The 17,897-nt window shown below is 68.7% G+C and carries 21 protein-coding genes; 12 read left to right on the forward strand and 9 right to left on the reverse strand.

The features are described 5' to 3' along the window. Positions 1-696 precede the first annotated feature (696 nt). A complete protein-coding gene (locus tag FHT26_RS25250) occupies positions 697-1,245 on the forward strand; it encodes a YcxB family protein (protein WP_168562864.1) in 549 nt (182 codons plus the stop codon). 89 nt (positions 1,246-1,334) lie between these two features. Next, positions 1,335-1,742, forward strand: coding sequence for a hypothetical protein (locus tag FHT26_RS25255; RefSeq protein WP_168562865.1), 408 nt, complete (start codon positions 1,335-1,337; stop codon positions 1,740-1,742). Between the two features lie 7 nt (positions 1,743-1,749). Here FHT26_RS25255 and FHT26_RS25260 read toward each other — a convergent pair whose 3' ends face one another. The 5 genes from FHT26_RS25260 to FHT26_RS25280 form a co-directional block, all read right to left on the reverse strand. Next, complete coding sequence (locus tag FHT26_RS25260) at positions 1,750-2,103, reverse strand: hypothetical protein (RefSeq protein WP_168562866.1); 354 nt, start codon at positions 2,101-2,103, stop codon at positions 1,750-1,752. 8 nt (positions 2,104-2,111) lie between these two features. Continuing rightward, positions 2,112-2,627: a hypothetical protein gene (locus FHT26_RS25265; protein ID WP_168562867.1), complete on the reverse strand. Its 516-nt coding sequence runs from the start codon at positions 2,625-2,627 to the stop codon at positions 2,112-2,114. Between the two features lie 202 nt (positions 2,628-2,829). Next, complete coding sequence (locus FHT26_RS25270; protein ID WP_168562868.1) at positions 2,830-3,435, reverse strand: TonB family protein; 606 nt, start codon at positions 3,433-3,435, stop codon at positions 2,830-2,832. 228 nt (positions 3,436-3,663) lie between these two features. Then, positions 3,664-4,269, reverse strand: a complete 606-nt coding sequence (locus tag FHT26_RS25275; RefSeq protein WP_168562869.1) for a TonB family protein — start codon at positions 4,267-4,269, stop codon at positions 3,664-3,666. Positions 4,270-4,316: 47 nt separating this feature from the next. Further along, positions 4,317-4,952, reverse strand: a complete 636-nt coding sequence (locus tag FHT26_RS25280; protein WP_168562870.1) for an FMN-dependent NADH-azoreductase — start codon at positions 4,950-4,952, stop codon at positions 4,317-4,319. A gap of 87 nt (positions 4,953-5,039) precedes the next feature. On the opposite strand from FHT26_RS25280, the gene pdxR reads away from it, so the two are divergent. The 3 genes from pdxR to sugE all read left to right on the forward strand — a co-directional run bounded on the left by pdxR (position 5,040) and on the right by sugE (position 7,342). Next, a complete protein-coding gene (gene pdxR / locus FHT26_RS25285; RefSeq protein WP_168562871.1) occupies positions 5,040-6,458 on the forward strand; it encodes a MocR-like pyridoxine biosynthesis transcription factor PdxR in 1,419 nt (472 codons plus the stop codon). 97 nt (positions 6,459-6,555) lie between these two features. Further along, a complete protein-coding gene (locus tag FHT26_RS25290) occupies positions 6,556-7,023 on the forward strand; it encodes a carboxymuconolactone decarboxylase family protein (protein WP_168562872.1) in 468 nt (155 codons plus the stop codon). 1 nt (position 7,024) lies between these two features. Next, positions 7,025-7,342, forward strand: a complete 318-nt coding sequence (gene sugE, locus FHT26_RS25295; RefSeq protein WP_168562873.1) for a quaternary ammonium compound efflux SMR transporter SugE — start codon at positions 7,025-7,027, stop codon at positions 7,340-7,342. On the opposite strand, the gene FHT26_RS25300 is transcribed toward sugE, so the two are convergent. Further along, positions 7,335-8,951: an esterase/lipase family protein gene (locus FHT26_RS25300; RefSeq protein ID WP_168562874.1), complete on the reverse strand. Its 1,617-nt coding sequence runs from the start codon at positions 8,949-8,951 to the stop codon at positions 7,335-7,337. The two genes, sugE and FHT26_RS25300, sit on opposite strands and share 8 nt — an antisense overlap. Positions 8,952-9,028: 77 nt before the next feature. On the opposite strand from FHT26_RS25300, the gene FHT26_RS25305 reads away from it, so the two are divergent. The 4 genes from FHT26_RS25305 to FHT26_RS25320 all read left to right on the forward strand — a co-directional run bounded on the left by FHT26_RS25305 (position 9,029) and on the right by FHT26_RS25320 (position 11,353). Further along, positions 9,029-9,442, forward strand: coding sequence for a hypothetical protein (locus FHT26_RS25305; RefSeq protein ID WP_168562875.1), 414 nt, complete (start codon positions 9,029-9,031; stop codon positions 9,440-9,442). A 12-nt stretch (positions 9,443-9,454) separates the two neighbouring features. Next, positions 9,455-9,952, forward strand: coding sequence for a GNAT family N-acetyltransferase (locus FHT26_RS25310; protein WP_168562876.1), 498 nt, complete (start codon positions 9,455-9,457; stop codon positions 9,950-9,952). Between the two features lie 19 nt (positions 9,953-9,971). Further along, complete coding sequence (locus tag FHT26_RS25315; protein WP_168562877.1) at positions 9,972-10,412, forward strand: hypothetical protein; 441 nt, start codon at positions 9,972-9,974, stop codon at positions 10,410-10,412. A gap of 68 nt (positions 10,413-10,480) precedes the next feature. Continuing rightward, a complete protein-coding gene (locus FHT26_RS25320) occupies positions 10,481-11,353 on the forward strand; it encodes a hypothetical protein (protein ID WP_168562878.1) in 873 nt (290 codons plus the stop codon). Positions 11,354-11,356: 3 nt separating this feature from the next. On the opposite strand, the gene FHT26_RS25325 is transcribed toward FHT26_RS25320, so the two are convergent. Continuing rightward, positions 11,357-12,340 carry an AraC family transcriptional regulator gene (locus tag FHT26_RS25325; protein ID WP_168562879.1) on the reverse strand — a complete coding sequence of 328 codons (984 nt, stop codon included), beginning with the start codon at positions 12,338-12,340 and terminating at the stop codon, positions 11,357-11,359. A gap of 88 nt (positions 12,341-12,428) precedes the next feature. Between FHT26_RS25325 and FHT26_RS25330 the strand changes: the two genes are divergently transcribed. Together FHT26_RS25330 and FHT26_RS25335 are read left to right on the forward strand one after the other, a co-directional pair. Further along, a complete protein-coding gene (locus FHT26_RS25330; RefSeq protein ID WP_349238223.1) occupies positions 12,429-13,622 on the forward strand; it encodes an MFS transporter in 1,194 nt (397 codons plus the stop codon). 24 nt (positions 13,623-13,646) lie between these two features. Beyond that, the gene (locus tag FHT26_RS25335; RefSeq protein ID WP_168562880.1) at positions 13,647-14,687 is read left to right on the forward strand and encodes an NADPH-dependent curcumin/dihydrocurcumin reductase; all 1,041 of its coding nucleotides are present in this window, start codon (positions 13,647-13,649) and stop codon (positions 14,685-14,687) included. Between the two features lie 10 nt (positions 14,688-14,697). Here the strand turns inward: FHT26_RS25335 and FHT26_RS25340 are convergent, their stop codons facing one another. Further along, on the reverse strand, positions 14,698-15,504 hold the full coding sequence (locus tag FHT26_RS25340) for a helix-turn-helix transcriptional regulator (protein ID WP_168562881.1): 807 nt from the start codon (positions 15,502-15,504) through the stop codon (positions 14,698-14,700). 76 nt (positions 15,505-15,580) lie between these two features. On the opposite strand from FHT26_RS25340, the gene FHT26_RS25345 reads away from it, so the two are divergent. Beyond that, entirely contained in the window at positions 15,581-16,486 is a 906-nt protein-coding gene (locus FHT26_RS25345; protein ID WP_168562882.1) for an SDR family oxidoreductase, read from the forward strand. Positions 16,487-16,555: 69 nt separating this feature from the next. Here FHT26_RS25345 and FHT26_RS25350 read toward each other — a convergent pair whose 3' ends face one another. Next, on the reverse strand, positions 16,556-17,872 hold the full coding sequence (locus FHT26_RS25350; RefSeq protein WP_168562883.1) for an aspartate aminotransferase family protein: 1,317 nt from the start codon (positions 17,870-17,872) through the stop codon (positions 16,556-16,558). Positions 17,873-17,897: the final 25 nt, after the last annotated feature.

A 17,897-nucleotide genomic window follows, 5' to 3' on the forward strand; every position in this document is an offset into this window, starting at 1 on the left:
CGATTTGACCCGCAACTTGCAGGGTGCGCCCTGACTTCCAGACGACTGCTTTGCGGCAGTCAATCCAGTGCACTGAAGGACTGCAACGGGTCGATCAGAGACAGTTGACCGCGGTTCCAACCGGTCGTTCATTCACCAACCGCGTACCTGGATGCTCAGTACATGCTATCGAAGGCGAGGCAGTTGTCCGAGGTAGCGACCATCGAGTGACCGGTGTTCGACCAAGCTGTCGCTCGGCGCGGTTGCCCCGAGCGACTCAGTTCAGTCTGAAGCGGACGCCACCGGCCAGGACTCCGCACGTCAAACCATCTTCCCAATGCACTCGAAAGAAGTCGCCCGCGCTACTTCCCATTGCGATCCGCACACTTCCCGTTCGCCTTCCTGAACCCAGCTCCGCCGCGAGACCCGCATCCGCGCGAGCCTCCCGAGCCGCCGCTTCCGCCACGCCTGCTGTTGTCGCTTGAGCTGCGCTTGCGTGCTTCTGCATTGCCAACAGAAAATCCGCTGAAGGCAGCCAAGGCGCCCAGCGAAAACAATCGACGGTTCATGCTGCGTCTCCCGTGTGTGCGTCGAACATAAGCGACGCCCGTCAGAAAGACACTGCGGGTTAATCCAGAGAGGTGGTTGCAATGGCGGGCAATTCTCACGTTCAATGCCAATTGCCGGCCCCAAGTTGCCGGCAACATGGGGGCGACAATGGTGAACACGACCGGTCTCTTGCCCATCCGCCCAATGTCCAACCCAGCATCGACCGTCTCCGGCACCTACACCCCGCGCGACATCATGTCTGCCACGTGGGTCTCCTTGCGACCGCAGCGCCTCGTGCGTGTGATCGGCGTGGTTGTCATCCTCCCCGCCCTGTGGAGCGGCTGGATGGAGTTCTTCGGTCCTCGCGCCGAGCAAGGAGGCTGGATGCGATGGGTGGTTCCCGCCGCCGCGCTCTACTTCGGCTTCGTGGGCGGGGTTCTTCTCCCGCTGGAGTCGCGCCGCGCCTTCGAGCAGCGCAAAGATCTGCAGCGGCCATGCTCGCTCACCGCCAGCGACGCCGGCCTGCTCCTTTCGACGGAAGGAACCACGAGCATGAAGCCGTGGAGCGACTACCTCAAATGGAAAGAGGGTGACGCTGTGCTGCTGCTTTACATGGCCGATTGCGCGTACCAGATCATCCGAAGCGCTTCTTCGCGTCGACCGCCGATCTGGAGGCATTCAAGGCGGTTCTGGGCCAGAAGATCGCGCACCGCGTGAGCTGACGCCACCTGCTGCGGCCGTCACATGGATCACCTCCAATGAGCCGCGATGTTCCCGCCTGACCCCCTCCACCTCCGCCTCACCCCATGGACACCACCAAACTCAAGCACCTGGTCGAGCAGCTCTCCGCCCAACCCGCGCCGCAGCTCATTCCCATCGCGACCTTCTTCGACGGCAACGATGACCTCGGCTCCATTGGTTGCAACCTGATGGACCATCCCGGCATCGATGCCTTCCGCGAGACCTTCGCACGGATCGCGCGCAGGCGCGATGTGCAGGCCATCTACGCGCGGATCTCTGAAGTCGACCCCGACGACGATTGCTGGCCCTTCACCGACACGGTGTTCGTCGTCGGCACCATCCACGCCGACGAACTCGCGGCGGAGTTGTCGGCGCTCGAGCCCGATGAAGTGGGCAGCGCCAAAGACTTCGGCATTCCCGATGCGCTGGCCCGCAAGTACACCGCTCCGATCCTTGTCGCGTGGTGGGATTGATGGCGGGTCACCCAGCCCGCGCCGGGCGGGATGACCCCAGCCTGCGCCAAACTCCATGCAGAAGCCACAGGCAGGCCGCGTAGAGGCCCCAATCCGCGACGAACGCCAAGGGGTCGCCCTGGTCTTCACCCACAGACAGCTGGTTCTCCACCGAGACGCCAGGCATGTCCACCAGAAAGGCCAGCGGAAACCCGCCCTTGAGCGTCGGCCTCATGCAAGGCTGGTTGTGCAACGGGCCGCACATGTCGCTGTACTGCACCAGCTCGGGGCCGCGTCGTTCAATCCTCACGGACGAAGCAGCGACAACGGCCGAGACAAACAACAGGGCGGCGAACCCGGTGAGCTTCGGCGTGCGAAGCACGGCAGAACTCAGGAGCACCCTTCAGCCGACCGGATCGCATGCTCCGCCCCGACGAACAACCCGGCGGCCACCTGGTTCCCGTCGACGCGGATCGCGAACTGCTTGTCGCCCGACACCAGCACGATGCTGCGATCCGCCGCGTTGTCGGAGCCGTGCTGCTGCACGTCCTCGATGCGCGACCCGAGCGAGCGCCGCACCTTGTCCAGGCTCGAGCCGATGCGCAGGCCCGACGGCGTCACCACATTCGGCTCGTGCGTCTCGATGCGAACGATCTTCTGGTCCTCGGTCATGAACGTCAGCTCCGGCGACGCCTGGTAGCGGCCGCAACCGACCTTCGCCACCCCGCGCGGGCTCGGCAGGTTCTTGCGCCCCAGCTTGGTCAGCAGCTTGTGGGCTTGCGCGACAGGCATCCCGATCTGCACCGGCCCATACGAGTTCATCGTCAGAACCAGGTCGGCCGCGAACGCGTCGGACGACGCCATCAACTGCGTTGCGACAAGAGCCACGGTGGCGAAGAATCTCATGAGCTTGCAGGTGCCGGCGGTTGGAATGGGCGCCATGTTACGGCGCCTTCGGCGCTTGGCGTCCCGCCAGCGCCGCCCACAGCAGGCCGATGGCGCAGGAGCGTCCACGTGGCTCGAGTCGAGAAAGAGGAGCCTTTCCATCGAACTCGCAAAGCAAATGGGCTGAGCCTGATCCTCTATCGCTTCGATGGGTGGGCCGGGTCTACTCGAGGCGAAAGCCGAAGGGAATGCGCATCCGGTTGACGGTGGGCTTGCAATTCAGCCGTTCGACGAAGCCACGTGCGACCTTCGAAAACACCTCGTGGGTCGACGCCAGGATCACCACCTCGGTAGGGCGCCCGTCGGCATCCACCCGGAATTCGATGACCGTCTCACCGCGAGTCAATCCCAATTGAATGGCTTCCCGCGGAAAGCCAAGCAGTTGCTGGGCTGCCCCCTTGCAACCCGTTTGCTCGAACAACGCAAGCGACAGAGGGTCACCGAACTTGAAGTTGACAGGCAACTGAGTCTGCAGGCTGGTTGACCGCCTGTCGCACCGAAGCCTCGACACGACGGAGAGCGCCGCGTCGCCGAACACCGGGTGCGTGGCGGACTTCACTTGCTTGTCGACCACCTCGCCGTCTGCACGAACAGTGAAAGCGACAACCGCGTTGCCTTCGCCGATCCCGAGCTGGATCGCCTCTTCTGGAAAGGCGACGGAGTCGACAGCGGCCTGGAGATTGGGGCAGTTCGGTGCCTGAGCCTGGGCGTCGACTGTCCAAACGATGAACAGCAGACAGAAGCAAGCGATTTCGGACTTGAGGTGCATGGTGATGGATGCTGAGAGCGCGGCCGCGGCAACATTGGCGAATGGTTCGGGCCCTACTCGCTCGAATCCGCTCAGAGGCCGGACATCATTGACTATTTCGGCGATGAGTTTCCGGCCAAGCTCGTGTGGTTCAGAGGACGGCAAGTCATCGGTGACGTGGCGTCGTTCAAGGGTGCTCAGGACAGAGATTGAGGCGGACGGGAGACAAGAATCATGCTGGCGAACACCCTACGTGATGCTGAAGCTCAGGGGGATTCGAAACTTGTGGCCGATGGGCGTGCAGCTCAGCCGCTTGGCGAAACGAAGTGCGTACTTCGAAAACAGCTCGTGAGTGGATTCCAGGATCACGACGTCGGTCGCGCGTCCGTCGGCATCGGAATTGAATTCGACGACCACCCGACCACGGGTCACGCCCAACCGCACGGCGTCCCTCACGAAGTCGAATTTGCCGGCGGCCGGCTCTTCGCAAACCAGTTTCTCCGCCAGCGCAGGGGATGGCGCATCGCGCAAGCGGAAGTCGACAGGCAGTTGCGCCTGCCAGCTGAGGGAATGCTTGTCGCACCGAAGGCGCGAAACGATGGCAAGCGCTGCCTCGCCGAAGATGGGTTGCGTGGCGGACTTCACTTCCTTGCCAACCACTTCGCCGTCCGCGCCAACGGTGAAGGCGACGACCGCGTTGCCCTCGCTGATCCCGAGCTTGATCGCCTCTTCCGGAAAAGCGACAGAGTCGACGGCGACCTGAAGGTTGGGACAACCCAGTTCTTGAGCCTGGGCGTCAGCGGCCCACACGGCGAACAACAGGCAGAAGCCAGTGACAGCGGACTTGAGGTGCATGGAGGCGCATCATCGTCGACAACCGGTGATCGGCAAAGTGGCGTCGTTCAAGTCGCGTCCGGAACGCGCTCGACGCGGGCAATTGCGAAGTGCGCCGCCAGCGCCTGATCCGCCCGAGCCCGCGCCGCCTCCACCGCCTCGGCTCCCGCACCCGTCCCTTCCACCGAAAAGAGGCGTACGTCGTGCAGCCCGATCGTGCCGAGGATCGCCTTCAAGTGCGGCGTCAGAAAATCCGGCTGCCGCGCCTGCTCGCCCGAGAACCGGCCACCCGAGGCGATGGCCAGGTACACCGGCCGGTCGCGCAGCGCGCCGACCTTGCCGGCAGCCGTCACATGAAACGTCCGCCGCGCCCGCACCACATGGTCGAGCCACGCCTTCAGCACGGACGGCACGCCGAGGTTGTGCATCGGCGTCGCGATGACGATCGCGTCTGATCGCTCCAGCTCGCGGATCAGCACGTCGGACGTCGCCATGCTCCCCAGCGATGACACCTCGGCCGCGGCCGCGTGCTGCGCCAGCGCGTAGTTCGCATCGACATGCGCCAGGCTGCCGTCGCCGATCGACCGCTCGACCACGTTCGCTGCCGGCGCTTGTGCCACCAGGCGATCGACGATCTTCTGCGAAAGCCGTTGACTCTCTGACGATGCCCCGCGAGGGCTGCAACTGATGCGAAGAATGTTCATGCGATCAGTCTAGGAAGATCGTGGTCCAGGCAGAAGAGCCATGACATGGCTGCTTGACTGGGCCATGAACCGGACCATGATCGGGGCATGACTGCCGCCCCATCCGCCTCCCTGCCGCCGCTGGATCCTGCAGCGGCCGAGCCCTACTACCGCCAGATCTACGACCGCGTGCGCGGCGCCATCGCCAGCGGCGCGTTGAAGCCGGGCGACCGCCTCCCGTCGGCGCGCGCGCTGATGAAGGAGCTCGGTCTCGCCCGCGGCACCATCGAAGCGGCCTACGCGCTGCTCACCGCCGAGGGCTACATCCAGGCCCGCGGCCAGGCCGGCACCGTCGTGTCGCCCGAGCTGAAGCCGCGCGCGCCGCAGCCGGTCGCGCCGCCGCCCGATCCCGCCACCGCCGAGCCCAGCTTCCGCCCCGACACCACGCTGCCCTTCCAGATGGGCCTGCCGGCGCTCGATGTCTTCCCGCGCAAGATCTGGGCACGCCTGGGCGCGCGCTGCATCCGCGCGATGCAGCCGGCCGACATGGCGCATCCGTCGGTGCACGGCCTGCAGGCGCTGCGGGCCGAGATCGCCGCCTACTTGCATCTGTCCCGCGGCGTCGATTGTTCGCCGTCGCAGGTGTTCGTGACCACCGGCTACCGCCACACGCTGCAGCTGGTCGGCCAGGCGCTGTTCAAGGCGGGCGATCGCGTCTGGCTCGAAAACCCCGGCTACCCGCCGACGCGCGAGGTGCTGCAGCACCTGGGCGTCGTGGCCGCGCCGGTGCCGGTGGATGCCGACGGCCTCGTCGTCGACGACGGGCTGCGAACCGCGCCGCGCGCGCGGGGCGCGATCGTCACGCCGGCGCACCAGGCCCCGCTGTGCGTGTCGCTGTCGCTGCCGCGCCGCCTCGCGCTGCTCGACTGGGCGTCGCGCAACAAGGCCTGGATCGTCGAGGACGACTACGACGGCGAGTTCCGCTACGTCAGCCGCCCGTTGCCGGCGCTGCAAAGCCTCGACCGCCACGGCCGCGTGCTGTACGCAGGCACCTTCAGCAAGCTGCTGTTCCCGAGCCTGCGTCTGGCGTACCTCGTCGTGCCTCCGGCGCTGGTGCCGCGCTTCGAGCAGATCGGCCAGGCCTTCGCCGGCGGCAGCCCGCAGCTCACGCAGGCCATCGTCACCGCGTTCATCACCGAAGGGCACTTCGCGCGCCACATCCAGCGCATGCGCCGGCTCTATGCCGAGCGCCGCGCAGCCACCGTGGCGGGCCTCGAAAGCGTGCTGGGCCGGCACCTGCGGATCGACCCGCAACCCGGCGGCATGCACCTGATCCTGCGGCTGCAGCACCGCCGCTCCGACCGCAAGCTGGCGGCACGCCTGCGCGAAGCCGGCCTCTTTGCCGAAGCGCTGACCGACTGGTCGTTCGAGCGCGACGGCCCGTCCGCGCTGATGCTCGCGTTCACGAACGTCGATTCCCGGCGCAGCGCCGAAGGCCTCGCGAAGCGCATGCTCGAACTGCTCTGATCATGGCCCAGTCCGCAAGGCCGATCTTGGCTCTTCTGCCGTGGGCCAAGACGGCGCACGATGACGTCCTTCCATCACACGACACACAAGGATTGTCATGAGCCATCGCCTCGATTACGCAAAGGCCGCCCCCGAGGGCTACAAGGCCTTCGGCGCCGTCTACGTTGCGGTCCAGAAAAGCGGCCTGCCGAAGGAACTGGTCGACCTCGTCTACCTGCGCGTCTCGCAGATCAACGGCTGCACGTTCTGCATCGACATGCATTCGCGCGACCTGCTCAAGGCGGGCCTCGCCGTCGACAAGCTGGTGCTGGTGCCGGCCTGGCGTGAAGGCGGCGCCGTGTTCAGCGCCCGCGAACGCGCTGCGCTCGCGTGGGCCGAAACCGTGACCCGCGTGGCCGACACCGGCGTGCCCGATGCGGAGTACGACGCCGCCAGCGCCGAGTTCAACAAGAAGGAACTGGCCGACCTCACCTACGCCATCGGCCTGATGAACGCGTTCAACCGCCTCGGCGTGTCGTTCCGCGCGACGCCCGCTGCGGCCGTCCACGCGGCCCAGGCGGCCTGACGTGGCCTGGCTGCTGCTGGTGGTCGCGGGCGTGCTCGAGATCGCGTTCGCCTACGGCATGAAGTCGTCCGAAGGCTTCACGCGGCTGATGCCCTCGCTGTTGACGGTGACGACCGGACTCACGAGCGTGGTGCTGCTGTCGCTCGCGATGCGCACGCTGCCGATGGGCACCGGCTACGCGGTCTGGACCGGCATCGGCGCGGCCGGCACGGCCATCGTCGGCATCGTGGTGATGGGCGATTCGGCGGCGCCGATGCGCCTGCTGTGCATCGCGCTGATCCTGGCCGGCGTGATCGGGCTGAAGCTGGTCGTCAAATGATGTCGAGCACGGTGTACACCGCGGCAAAGCCGAGCAGCGACCACAGCGCCCTCTCGGCATGGAACTGCCCGCCGGCGAAGACGAACCAGCCGGCCCCGGCGACCACCCCCAGCACCACCAGCTTGGCCAGGTACGGCATGCTGTTCGACAGCTGCCGGTAGTAGCCGGGCGTCGTCAGGCCGGTGGGCTTGGCCGGGTCGTCGCCGAGCGCGAACGCGGCCAGCATGTCGAGCCGCTCTTCCTTCAGCGCCTCGCCGTGCCCGCCTGCGTGGTAGGCCACCTCGTCCGTCATCTCGCCCAGGAAGCCGGCGAAGCCCGCCGTGCCGACGTCCTTCATGCGGATGCCGTTGAGCGCATTGCACAGCAGCGCCACCGGCCAGTCGCGGTTGGCGCGGTCGTTGCGAATGCGGCCCACCTGGCGGCCGAGGTTCCGGAAGCGCTGCAGGAAATCCTGCGGCAGCACGCTGCCGGCCAGTGCCACGTTGGTGAAGCGCATGCCGGGCGTGCGCAGCAGGCTGTGGCCCAGGATGTAGGTGCCGTTGCTGTGGGCAATGATGTCGAACTCGGCCGCCGGGTGCCTGGCCAGTTCCTCGGTGTACCAATCCTGGAACACGCGGATGTTCTTGCGCCGCACCGAAGGCAGCGCGAAGCGTGCGGCCGAGAAGTAGCCGTAGGTCGGGTTGCGCACGACCACGCGCTCGCCTTCGCGGGCCTTGATCCGCTGCTCGAGCCCGTCGACCCAGCCGTCGACGTTCGACGCGCGGATGCCGTGCAGCAGGAAGACGACGCGGCGCACCGGGTCCGGCGGTGGGGCAGCCTTGCTGGCGAAATCGCCGAGCAGCGCATGCCGTAGCACCGAGTAGCGCAGTTCGGGGTCTTCGGTCAGGTCGAGCCGGTACACGCCCTTGTGATTGGCCTCGGGCACTTCGAGGTAGTGCCCATCGGGGAACGCGAGGATGTCCTTGCTGTCGTCGGCGCTGACCAGCCCGTCCGACGTGCCCAGCACCTGGATGACGGACGGCATGTTCGATGCAGGCGCCGGTGCGCGGAAGTGGCGGATCCAGTCGATGCGCAGGTTGGTCAGGAAATCGGAGCCGCGCAGGATGTCGATCGCGGTGAAGTGCGGCGAGAACGGCACGACGCGGGCGAGCCAGGCCATCAGCCGCTGCGGCACGCTGGCGGTGCGCAGGTCGACGCCGCGGTTCAGCGACGCCATCAGCACGATGCGTGAAACGCGTGCCGACCAAGCCGAAGCCGCCACGTCGGCCACGCCGCCGGCGGCCAGCAGGTAGGCGTGCCGCACGACCAGCCCGCCCATGCTGTGGCCGATCAGCAGGATCTCGTCGTAGCCGCCGCTGCGCAGCCATTCGGCCGCCACCAGGGCGTTGAGCCGCTTGCCCAGGCTGTCGAGCCGGCCCATGCTGTACCAGCGGGTTCGGTGGTCGAAGCGCAGCCACGTCACCCGGGCCAGGCTGAAGGGCGGTTCCTTCTCGACCCGCTCGATCAGCGGTTGCCACCATCGCGAGTCGCCACCGATGCCGGGCACCAGCACGACCAGGCGCTTGCGAGGGAAGGGGGGCTGAGGTTCGTGCGCGATCTGGTCGGTCATGGACGGAGGCCAGGCAGTGGCGGCGCGGGCAGAATAGCCCGTCTTGAGTCCGTGGAGTACGTTTTGAGGAATCTTCAATGAGCCGCATCAGCTTCAAGGCCGTGGCCGTCGGCTTCCTGCTGACGCTCGGGCTCGACATCCTGGTCGGCATGGCGCTGCTGTTCCTGCATGGCGACGAGGTCACCGTGGCGGGCCGGTCGGCCGAGCAGGTGTCGCAAGACCTGGCGAACGTCACCGGCAGCACCGGCTTCCTGCTGGCGAGCATCCTCCTCGGCAGCTTGACCACGCTGGCTGGCGGCTGCGTCACCGCGCGGCTGGCCAGGCGCTACCCCTACTTCAACGGGCTCGCGGTCGGCGTGCTCGGCGCGTTGTTCGGGCTGCTGTTCTGGTCCGAGAACCCGGTGTGGTTCAACCTGTTCGCGCTCGTCACCGTGATCCCGACGGCGCTGCTGGGCGCGCACATCGGCGCGCGCCAGTTGCCGCCCGCCTGACCCGGACCGCGCATGCTCCAGATCCGCGCGATGGCCCCGGCCGACTCCGTCCACGACCTCACCCGGCTGCTGCACCGCGCCTATGCCCGCCTCGGCGCGATGGGCCTGAACTACACCGCCGTCGACCAGGCGCCCGAGGTCACCGCGCGGCGCATCGAAGGCGGCCAGTGCTACATCGCCGAATGGTCGGGCGCGCTGGCCGGCACCATCGTCGTGAAGCCGACCTACGCGGTGAACGAATGCGCGTACTTCACCCGGCCGGGCGTGGCGGCGGTGCACCAGTTCGGCGTCGAGCCGACGCTGCAGGGCCACGGCATCGGCCGCGCACTGCTCGCGCAGTCGGAGCGCTGGGCGCAAGAGCGCTCGTTCCGCGAGCTGGCGATGGACACCGCCGAGCAGGCGACCCACCTGATCGATCTCTACGGCCGGCTCGGCTACGAGCACGTCGACTGGGTGCAGTGGACCGGCAAGGTGTATCGCAGCGTGGTGCTGAGCAAGCGGCTGGACTGAGCTTCGAAGGGGAGCGACGATGGAACGACTGAACGGCATCGCGTCATCGGTGCGCCACAGCCAGAGCATCACCCGCCAGCCCCACCAGCGCATCGTGACGCAGCACATCACGGTCCTGAAGGTGGCCGCGCTGCCGGTGCAGATCGGCTCGCGCGTGCCGGCGATGATCGACGACGGCGACCGCGTGGCCGTCGCCGGCCCGGTGCGAGACGGCATCCTGCAGGCGCTGGCCTACCGCAACCTCACGACCGGTGCGATGGGCAACGCCGGCCTCGGCGCGTCGCTCGCCTCGATGGTCATCTTCCTGGCGGCCTCCGTGCTGGTGCTGCAGTGGTTCTCGTCACCGTTCTTCGGCTCGATCCCGATGCTGGTGACGGCGGCACTGGCGTGCGGCGGCGCGTGGTCGGGATGGAAGGCGGTGCAGATCCACCAGGCGGTGCTCGGCGTTGACGGGGCCTAGGAGCCAGGCGCTGTCGCCTGGCCGCGGCAACTCAGCCTTTTCCCGATGCCGATCTCAGCCGCCGCCTGATGGCAGCCGCAGCGGCGGCCGGCTACCTTGGCGGAATGAACAACGCACCACGCCTGCAAGCCGCAGCGTTGCAGCACCATCCGGCTGCACAAGCTGAGCGCCCGTCGCCGACGCGCCAGCTCGTCCATGACCTGGACAACAGCCCGCGCCAGGTGGCGCAGCGGCGGCAGCTGGAGGCGTCCTTCGGGCGGGCCGCGATGGGCGGCGGCGCGCCGGCCGGGCCGGCGGCGCAGCGTGCGGTGTACCAGTTGCAGACCCGCCTCTACTACGCGCCACCGAACAATCGCGACGGCAACTCGGTCATCGGTGCCACCTCGCACAACAGGAACCTGCACAACAACACGCAGCGCGATCTCGCCGCGTATCACAGCGGCTACGTCAACAGCGTGCATGCCGCGACACGCGGTGCCAACATCTGCAACCACCATGTCTCGTACACGGCCATCGCGCGGGCCGTCCGCGATGCATTCGCGGTCAATACGCCCAACCACACCTTGAGCGAAGCGGTCGGCTGGGTCGGCACGGATTACAACCCCAATCACCGCGGCGCCCGGAACTTCCACAATGGGAGTTTCGGGTTCCAGTTCGGCGCGCTTCCCGATGCCGACATCAACGATGTCGGTGCCGGCATGGCAGAGGAATACGATGAGTTCGAAGTCGAAACCGAATTGGACGACGTGATCTTCAATCTCGCCAACGACCCGCAGAATCTTTTCTATTGGCCGACGAAGACCGGTGGGGATCCGGACAAGCCCACCAATGGAAGCAACTCCGACATGCACGGCAACAACGTCACGAGGCAAGATCTGCGCACGCGCCTCGAGGATTACCGAGACCACTTGGCCAACGACATCGGGCTGAACGTTCCGTAGTTCTCAAGCCGCCACCCGCGACGCGCTCGGCGGGTGCCCGATCACCCGCTTGAACGCCCGGCTGAACGAGGCTTCGGAGTCGTAGCCGAGCCGGTCGGCGGCCACCGCGATGCGCATGCCGTCGTTGGCGATCCAGTGCCGCGCCTGGAACATCTTCACCTTGGCGACGTACTTCGCCGGGCTCTCGCCCATCGTTTTCGTGAAGGCCTCGGCGAAGCTGGAGCGCGACGAGCCCATCACGTCGGCCAGCATCGGCACGCTCCAGTCGCGCTCGGGCGCCGCATGGATGGCCGCGATCACCTTGCCGATCTTCGGGCAGCGCACCGCGGCGATCCAGCCGGTGGCGTCGCTGCAGCCGCATTCGACCCAGGCGCGGATGATGCTGGCCGCCAGCACGTCGGCCAGCCGCGCGAGGATGCCGCAGGCGCCGATGCGGTCGAGCGCCACCTCGCGCTCCATCGCGTCGAGCAGCGCCGGCACGGTGACGTCCCGCTTCGCGAGGTCGCCGGCGAACATCACGTCCGGCATCATCGTCAGCAGCGGGTGCAGCGGGTCCAGGTTGAAGCGCAGCGCGCCGCAGAACATCACGTCGGGTGGGATGGCATCGGCCGCGGCATCGCGTGCGTCGCCGGCCGATCGTTCATGCGAGATGTTCTCGGCGCCCACCAAGTAGATGTTGTCCGATACCGCCACCCGCGCCAGCGAATCGATGTCGACCGTCGGCACGTCGGGCGCGCTCGCCATGATGTGGAAGCTGCCGCGCGGCAGCAGCACCGCATCGCCCGGGTTCAGCCGCTTCCACTCGGTCGACGGCGTGCGCAGCCAGCAGCCGCCGTTGCCGACGAAGTGAAAACGCGCCGAGCGCTGCGCCGGAAAAGCGATTGCCCACGGCGCGCGCATCACGCAGCGGCCGTACTCCACGCCGTCGAGCCGCAGCCCCAGCAGGATCTCGGTGAGTTCATCGCGCTCGGACAAAAAGTCATGCATTTCGGCTCTTCCGGCATTCAAACGCCGAAATACTAGCCCTAAGCTCCTTCCCAAGTCCACCACAAGGCCACTTCCAGGCCTGCCCACCGTGTCTTCCTCCCCGATTGCTGCGCTTCCCCCCACCCAGGCCGGCCATGCCGACTGGCCTGCCATTGCCTCGTTGACGCTGGGCGTGTTCGGCCTCGTCACGGCCGAGTTCCTGCCGGCCAGCCTGCTGACCGCGATGGCCGCCGACCTCGGCGTCACCGACGGCGCGGCCGGCCAGGCGGTCACCGCGACGGCGCTGGTCGGCGCGGTGGCGGCGCCGTCGATCCCGCTGCTGACGCGCCGGCTCGACCGCCGCATCGTGATGCTGGCGCTGACCCTGCTGCTGATGCTGTCCAACCTGATCGCGGCCACCGCCAGCAGCTTGCCGGTGCTGCTGGTGGCGCGCGTGATGCTGGGCATCGCGCTCGGCGGGTTCTGGTCGATGTCGGCCGCACTCGCGTTGCGGCTGGTGCCCGAAGCGCAATTCGCGCGGGCGATGTCGGTGATCCTGACCGGCGTCTCGGTGGCCACCGTCGGCGCCGCGCCGATCGGCGCGTGGATGGGCTCGGTGTGGGGCTGGCGCAGCGCGTTCATTGCGGCCGGCGCGGTCAGCGTCGTGACGCTCGCGGTGCAGCTGTTCACGCTGCCGGCGCTGCCGCCGCGCGACAACCCGAACCTGCGCGTGCTCGGCGAGCTGCTGCGGCGTCCGCCGGTGCGCGTGGCCTTGCTGGCGGTGCTGCTGGTGGTGTCGGGGCACTTCGCCGGCTTCACCTACATCCGCCCGCTGATGGAACACGTCACGCACCTGTCGGTCAGCGCGGTCTCGGCGGTGCTGCTCGGCTACGGCATCGGCGGCTTCTTCGGCAACTTCGCCGGCGGCTGGGTGGCCCAGCGCAGCGAGCGCCACGCGATCGTGCTGGGCGGCGTGCTGATCGCGCTGCTGGCCACCAGCCTGCTGGTCGGCGGCAGTTCGATGTGGGTGACGGCCATTGCCGTGCCGCTGTGGGGCTTTGCGTTCGGCGCGTTCCCGGTCGGCTTCCAGACCTGGATCGTGCGGGCCGCGCCCGACCAGGCCGAAGGCGCCGGCGGGCTGCTGGTGGCCGCCTTCCAGATCGCGATCGCAAGCGGCGCCATCGGCGGCGGGCTGCTGGTCGACCACATCGGCGCGCTCGGCGGGCCGGCCTTCGCGGTGGTCGCGCTGGTGCTGGGCACGCTACTGACCTTGCGCCACGGCCCGCGTCCGGTGCGGGCCTGAGGGCCTGAGGCAGGGGCCGCGACGATGAACGCCACCACCAGCCGCCGCATCGTGCTCGCCGCGCACCCGCGCGGGCTGCCGGCGGCGCACGACTTCCGCATCGAGACCCAGCCGATTCCGGTGCCGACCGACGGCCAGGTGCTGCTGCGCACGTTGGTGCTGTCGATCGATCCGTACATGCGCAACCTGATGGAGCCGGTCGGCCCGGGCTATGCGCCGCCGGTGGCACTCGGCGCGCCGATGGTCGGCGGCACCGTCAGCCGCGTGACCGCATCGCGGCACCCGCGTTTTGCGGTCGGCGAGCTGGTGCTGGCCAACGCCGGCTGGCAAGAGCATGCGCTGTCGAATGGCGACGACCTGCTGGCGCTCGGCGACATGGCGCAGCCGTCGCTCGCGCTGGGCGGGCTCGGCATGACGGGCTTCACCGCGCACGTCGGCCTCGAAGACATCGGCCAGCCGCGCGCCGGCGAGACGGTGGTCGTCGCGGCGGCCACCGGCGGTGTCGGTGCGGTGGTGGGCCAGCTCGCCAGGCTGAAAGGCGCGCGCGTGGTCGGCATCGCCGGCGGGGCCGACAAGTGCCGCCACGCGGTGGAGGTGCTCGGTTTCGACGCGTGCATCGACCGCCACGGCGCCAAGGTCGCCGAGCGCCTGGCAGCGGCCTGCCCGGCCGGCATCGACGTGTACTTCGAGAACGTCGGCGGCGCGGTCTTCGATGCGGTGCTGCCGCTGCTGAACATCGGCGCGCGCGTGCCGGTCTGCGGCTTCATCGCGCACTACAACGACGCCGAGCCGTCGCCCGGCCCGGACCGTTTGCCGAAGCTGCATGCCGCGCTGCTGCAGAAGCGCATCCGCATGCAGGGCTTCATCGTGCTCGACCATTTCGGGGACGAGCAGGGCGAGCGCTTCGCGCGCTTCCGCCGCGAGATGGCGCAGCGGGTCGCCGACGGCGAGGTGGCGCTGCACGAAGACGTCGTCGACGGGCTGGAGAACGCACCGGCCGCGCTGCGCGGGCTGCTCGAAGGGCGCACCCTCGGCAAGCTGGTGGTGCGCGTCGCGCAGGGCTGAAGTCGCCGGGTCACGGCGACAGCAGTGCCGCGATCGCGCGCGCCACGTCGGGCGTGCTCGGCGTGAAGACCACCAGGCTGAGCCCGTCGGCACCGTCGACCGCGAAGGTCGAGTACTCGAGCGAGATCGGCCCGGCGACCGGGTGCTCGAGGCGCTTGCGGCCGACCCATTGCCGGCTCACCTCGTTCTCGGCCCACATGCGGCGGAAGTCGTCGCTGCGGGCCTGCAGTTCATCCGCGAGTGCCTGGGCCTGCGGGCTGCCGCCGGCGCGCGCCATGTCGAACCGGAACGCCGCCAGTGCGAAGCGCGCATCCGATTCCCAGTCGGGCCAGCGGTCGATGGGGCTGAGCTCGCTGAACAGGCGCCGCAGCAGGTTGCGCTCGCCGACCGGCAGCATCGCGTAGTCGGTCAGCACCGCGGCGGCCGCGGCGTTCCACGCGACGATGTCCCACAGCGGCGTTTTCACGACCGCGGGGCTGGTGGCCAACGCATCGAGTACGCGCTGCAGCGTCGGCGACACCGGCGGTGGCGCGCCGGGCGTGAGCGGCGGCGGCCTCTGCTGCGCCAGCAGGAACAGCATCTCGCGGCCGGTGGCATCGAGCTCCAGTGCCTGCGCGAGCCGCTCCAGCACCTCGTTCGACGGCGGGCCGCCGCGCCCCTGTTCCAACCAGGTGTACCAGGTGATGCTCACCGCCGCGCGGGTCGCGACCTCTTCGCGCCGCAGCCCCGGCGTTCGGCGACGGCCCGGCGCATCGGGCGGCGGCAGCAGGCGTTCGCGGCGGTCGCGCAGGAAGGCACCGAGGGTGTTGACTGTCATACCTGTATACGCTCTCGGCTTTTCGCGGCCCGGACAACGAAGGACAGTTCGCTCCTTCAACTTTTCGGGAGTCAGTATGCGTGTATTCGTGACCGGAGCCACCGGCTTCATCGGGGCCGCCATCGCGCGGGAACTGCAGGCCGCGGGGCACCAGGTGCTCGGGCTGGCGCGCAACGACGCGGCGGTCGCCACGCTGGCATCGATGGGCGTCGAGGCGCACCGCGGCGAGCTGTCGGACACCGCCAGCCTGGTCGCCGGCGCACGGGCCTGCGACGGCGTGATCCACATGGCCTTCATCCACGACTTCAAGGCCTATGCGGCGTCGGTCGAGACCGACCTGCGCGCGGTCGATGCGCTGGTGCAGGCGCTGGAAGGCAGCGGCAAGCCCTTGATCTCGACCTGCGGCACAGCCGTGCTGGGGGGCGGCCGCACCGGCACCGAGGCCGATGCACCGACGCCGGGCTCGGCGGGCTTCATGCGCGCCGCGTCGGAGGCCAAGGTGCTGGCGGCCGCGGCGCGCGGCGTGCGCGCGAGCGAGGTGCGGCTGGCACCGTCGGTGCACGGCGCCGGCGACCACGGCTTCGTGCCGATGCTGATCGACATCGCCCGCCGCAAGGGCGTCGCCGCGTACGTGGGCGACGGTGCGAACCGCTGGCCGGCGGTGCACCGCTCGGACGCCGCGCGGCTGTACCGGCTCGCGCTGGAGGGCGCGGCGCCAGGCTCGCGGCTGCATGGCGTCGCCGAGCAAGGCGTGCCGATGCGCGAGATCGCCGAGCAGATCGGCCGCGGCCTCGGCGTGCCGGTGCGCAGCCTCGATGTGGACGCAGCCCGTGCGCATTTCGAGTGGATGACCGGCTTCGTCGCGATGGACAATCCGTGCTCCAGCGAAATCACCCGCCACGCGCTGGGATGGCATCCGACCGGGCCGGGGCTGCTGGAGGACATGCGCGACAACGGGTATTTCCGAACCCGTTCGGCCTGAGCTTGTCGAAGGCCCGCGCGCCCTGGCGGCAACCCCTCGACACGGGCCGTCGACGGGCTCAGTCCCTGCTCAGGGCGAACGGTGGCCCGCCACCTCGATCGCCCGGTCCAGCAACTCCAGCCCCAGGTCGATCTCGCTGTCGCTGACCGTCAGCGGCGGCGCGACCCGGAACACCCCGCCCATCGCCGGCAGCTTGACGATGTTCATGCTGAGCCCGAGCTTCATGCACTCGCGCGTGATCGCCTCGCCGAGCGCGAAGGCGGGCTCCTTGGTGTCGCGGTTCGTGACCACCTCCAGCCCGAGCAGCAGGCCGCGCCCGCGCACGTCGCCGATGCACTCGTGCTTGGCTTGCAGGCGGCGCAGCCCTTGCAGCAACCGGTCGCCGGCGACGCGGGCGCGTTCGACCAGCCCGTCGCGCTCGACCACGTCGAGCACCTTCAGGCCGACCGCCGCCGGCAGTGGGTCGGACACGTGCGTCGTGTAGAACAGGAAGCCGCGCGCGTGGGCTTCTTCCTCGATCGCCGTGGTGGTCACCACGGCCGCCAGCGGCAGCCCGGCGCCCAGCGTCTTCGACAGCGTCAGGATGTCGGGCGCGACGCCGTCGCGTTCGCACGCGAACATCAGCCCGGTGCGGCCGATGCCGGTCTGCGCCTCGTCGAGGATCAGCAGCATGCCGCGCTCGACGCACTTCTGCTTCAACGCCGCCATGTAGCCGGTCGGCAGTTCGAGGATGCCGCCGCTGCTGAGGATCGGCTCGGCGATGAACGCGGCCAGCGCGCCGGTGGACTGGCGGTCGACCTGCTCGAAGCCGTCGTCGAGTTCGCGGCGCCAGTCGAGCTCGCCGCCCGGTCCGGCGAAGCGCGGCCGGTACGCATTCGGTGCCGGGATCGCCATCGAGCCGACCGAGGCCGGCCCGTAGCCCTTGCGCCCGGCGCTGTAGGTGGCCGATGCCGCGGCGCCGGTCATGCCGTGCCACGACTGCGTGAAGCCGACCACCTCGTGCCCGCCGGTCACCAGCTTGGCCATGCGCAACGCGGCCTCGTTGGATTCGGCCCCGGTGCTCAGCAGCAGGCAGCGCTCCAGTCCGGCCGGCGCATGGCGCGCGAGCCGCGCCGCCAGCTCGACCACCGGGCGCGACAGCATGCCGCTGAACAGGTGGTCGAGCGAATGGATCTGCTCGGTGACGACGGCCGCGATGTCCGGATGCGAGTGCCCGAGCACCGCGCTCATCTGGCCGGACGTGAAGTCGAGGATCGCGCGGCCGTCGGCGTCGTAGACGAAGCTGCCCTTGGCGCGCTCGATGATCAGCGGCTCGAAGCTGCCGCCGTAGCGCACCAGGTGCCGGCGGGCCTGTTGCCAGAACTGCGGGTCGTCGTTCCTGCTCATGTCGGTACCTCGTGATGGAGTTGTG

Source organism: Rhizobacter sp. SG703, from assembly GCF_012275445.1.
Classification (GTDB): domain Bacteria; phylum Pseudomonadota; class Gammaproteobacteria; order Burkholderiales; family Burkholderiaceae_C; genus Rhizobacter.

Excerpts from the sequence above, each read along its gene's own strand:
- FHT26_RS25345 (WP_168562882.1), top strand. The coding sequence starts at position 15,581 with ATGCGTGTATTCGTGACCGGAGCCACCGGCTTCATCGGGGCCGCCATC.
- FHT26_RS25335 (WP_168562880.1), top strand. The coding sequence starts at position 13,647 with ATGAACGCCACCACCAGCCGCCGCATCGTGCTCGCCGCGCACCCGCGC.
- FHT26_RS25320 (WP_168562878.1), top strand. The coding sequence starts at position 10,481 with ATGGCAGCCGCAGCGGCGGCCGGCTACCTTGGCGGAATGAACAACGCA.
- FHT26_RS25300 (WP_168562874.1), bottom strand. The coding sequence starts at position 8,951 with ATGACCGACCAGATCGCGCACGAACCTCAGCCCCCCTTCCCTCGCAAG.
- FHT26_RS25315 (WP_168562877.1), top strand. The coding sequence starts at position 9,972 with ATGGAACGACTGAACGGCATCGCGTCATCGGTGCGCCACAGCCAGAGC.
- FHT26_RS25255 (WP_168562865.1), top strand. The coding sequence starts at position 1,335 with ATGGACACCACCAAACTCAAGCACCTGGTCGAGCAGCTCTCCGCCCAA.
- FHT26_RS25305 (WP_168562875.1), top strand. The coding sequence starts at position 9,029 with ATGAGCCGCATCAGCTTCAAGGCCGTGGCCGTCGGCTTCCTGCTGACG.
- FHT26_RS25310 (WP_168562876.1), top strand. The coding sequence starts at position 9,455 with ATGCTCCAGATCCGCGCGATGGCCCCGGCCGACTCCGTCCACGACCTC.
- FHT26_RS25270 (WP_168562868.1), bottom strand. The coding sequence starts at position 3,435 with ATGCACCTCAAGTCCGAAATCGCTTGCTTCTGTCTGCTGTTCATCGTT.
- FHT26_RS25265 (WP_168562867.1), bottom strand. The coding sequence starts at position 2,627 with ATGAGATTCTTCGCCACCGTGGCTCTTGTCGCAACGCAGTTGATGGCG.
- pdxR (WP_168562871.1), top strand. The coding sequence starts at position 5,040 with ATGACTGCCGCCCCATCCGCCTCCCTGCCGCCGCTGGATCCTGCAGCG.
- FHT26_RS25290 (WP_168562872.1), top strand. The coding sequence starts at position 6,556 with ATGAGCCATCGCCTCGATTACGCAAAGGCCGCCCCCGAGGGCTACAAG.
- FHT26_RS25275 (WP_168562869.1), bottom strand. The coding sequence starts at position 4,269 with ATGCACCTCAAGTCCGCTGTCACTGGCTTCTGCCTGTTGTTCGCCGTG.
- FHT26_RS25250 (WP_168562864.1), top strand. The coding sequence starts at position 697 with ATGGTGAACACGACCGGTCTCTTGCCCATCCGCCCAATGTCCAACCCA.
- FHT26_RS25350 (WP_168562883.1), bottom strand. The coding sequence starts at position 17,872 with ATGAGCAGGAACGACGACCCGCAGTTCTGGCAACAGGCCCGCCGGCAC.
- FHT26_RS25280 (WP_168562870.1), bottom strand. The coding sequence starts at position 4,952 with ATGAACATTCTTCGCATCAGTTGCAGCCCTCGCGGGGCATCGTCAGAG.
- FHT26_RS25325 (WP_168562879.1), bottom strand. The coding sequence starts at position 12,340 with ATGCATGACTTTTTGTCCGAGCGCGATGAACTCACCGAGATCCTGCTG.
- FHT26_RS25340 (WP_168562881.1), bottom strand. The coding sequence starts at position 15,504 with ATGACAGTCAACACCCTCGGTGCCTTCCTGCGCGACCGCCGCGAACGC.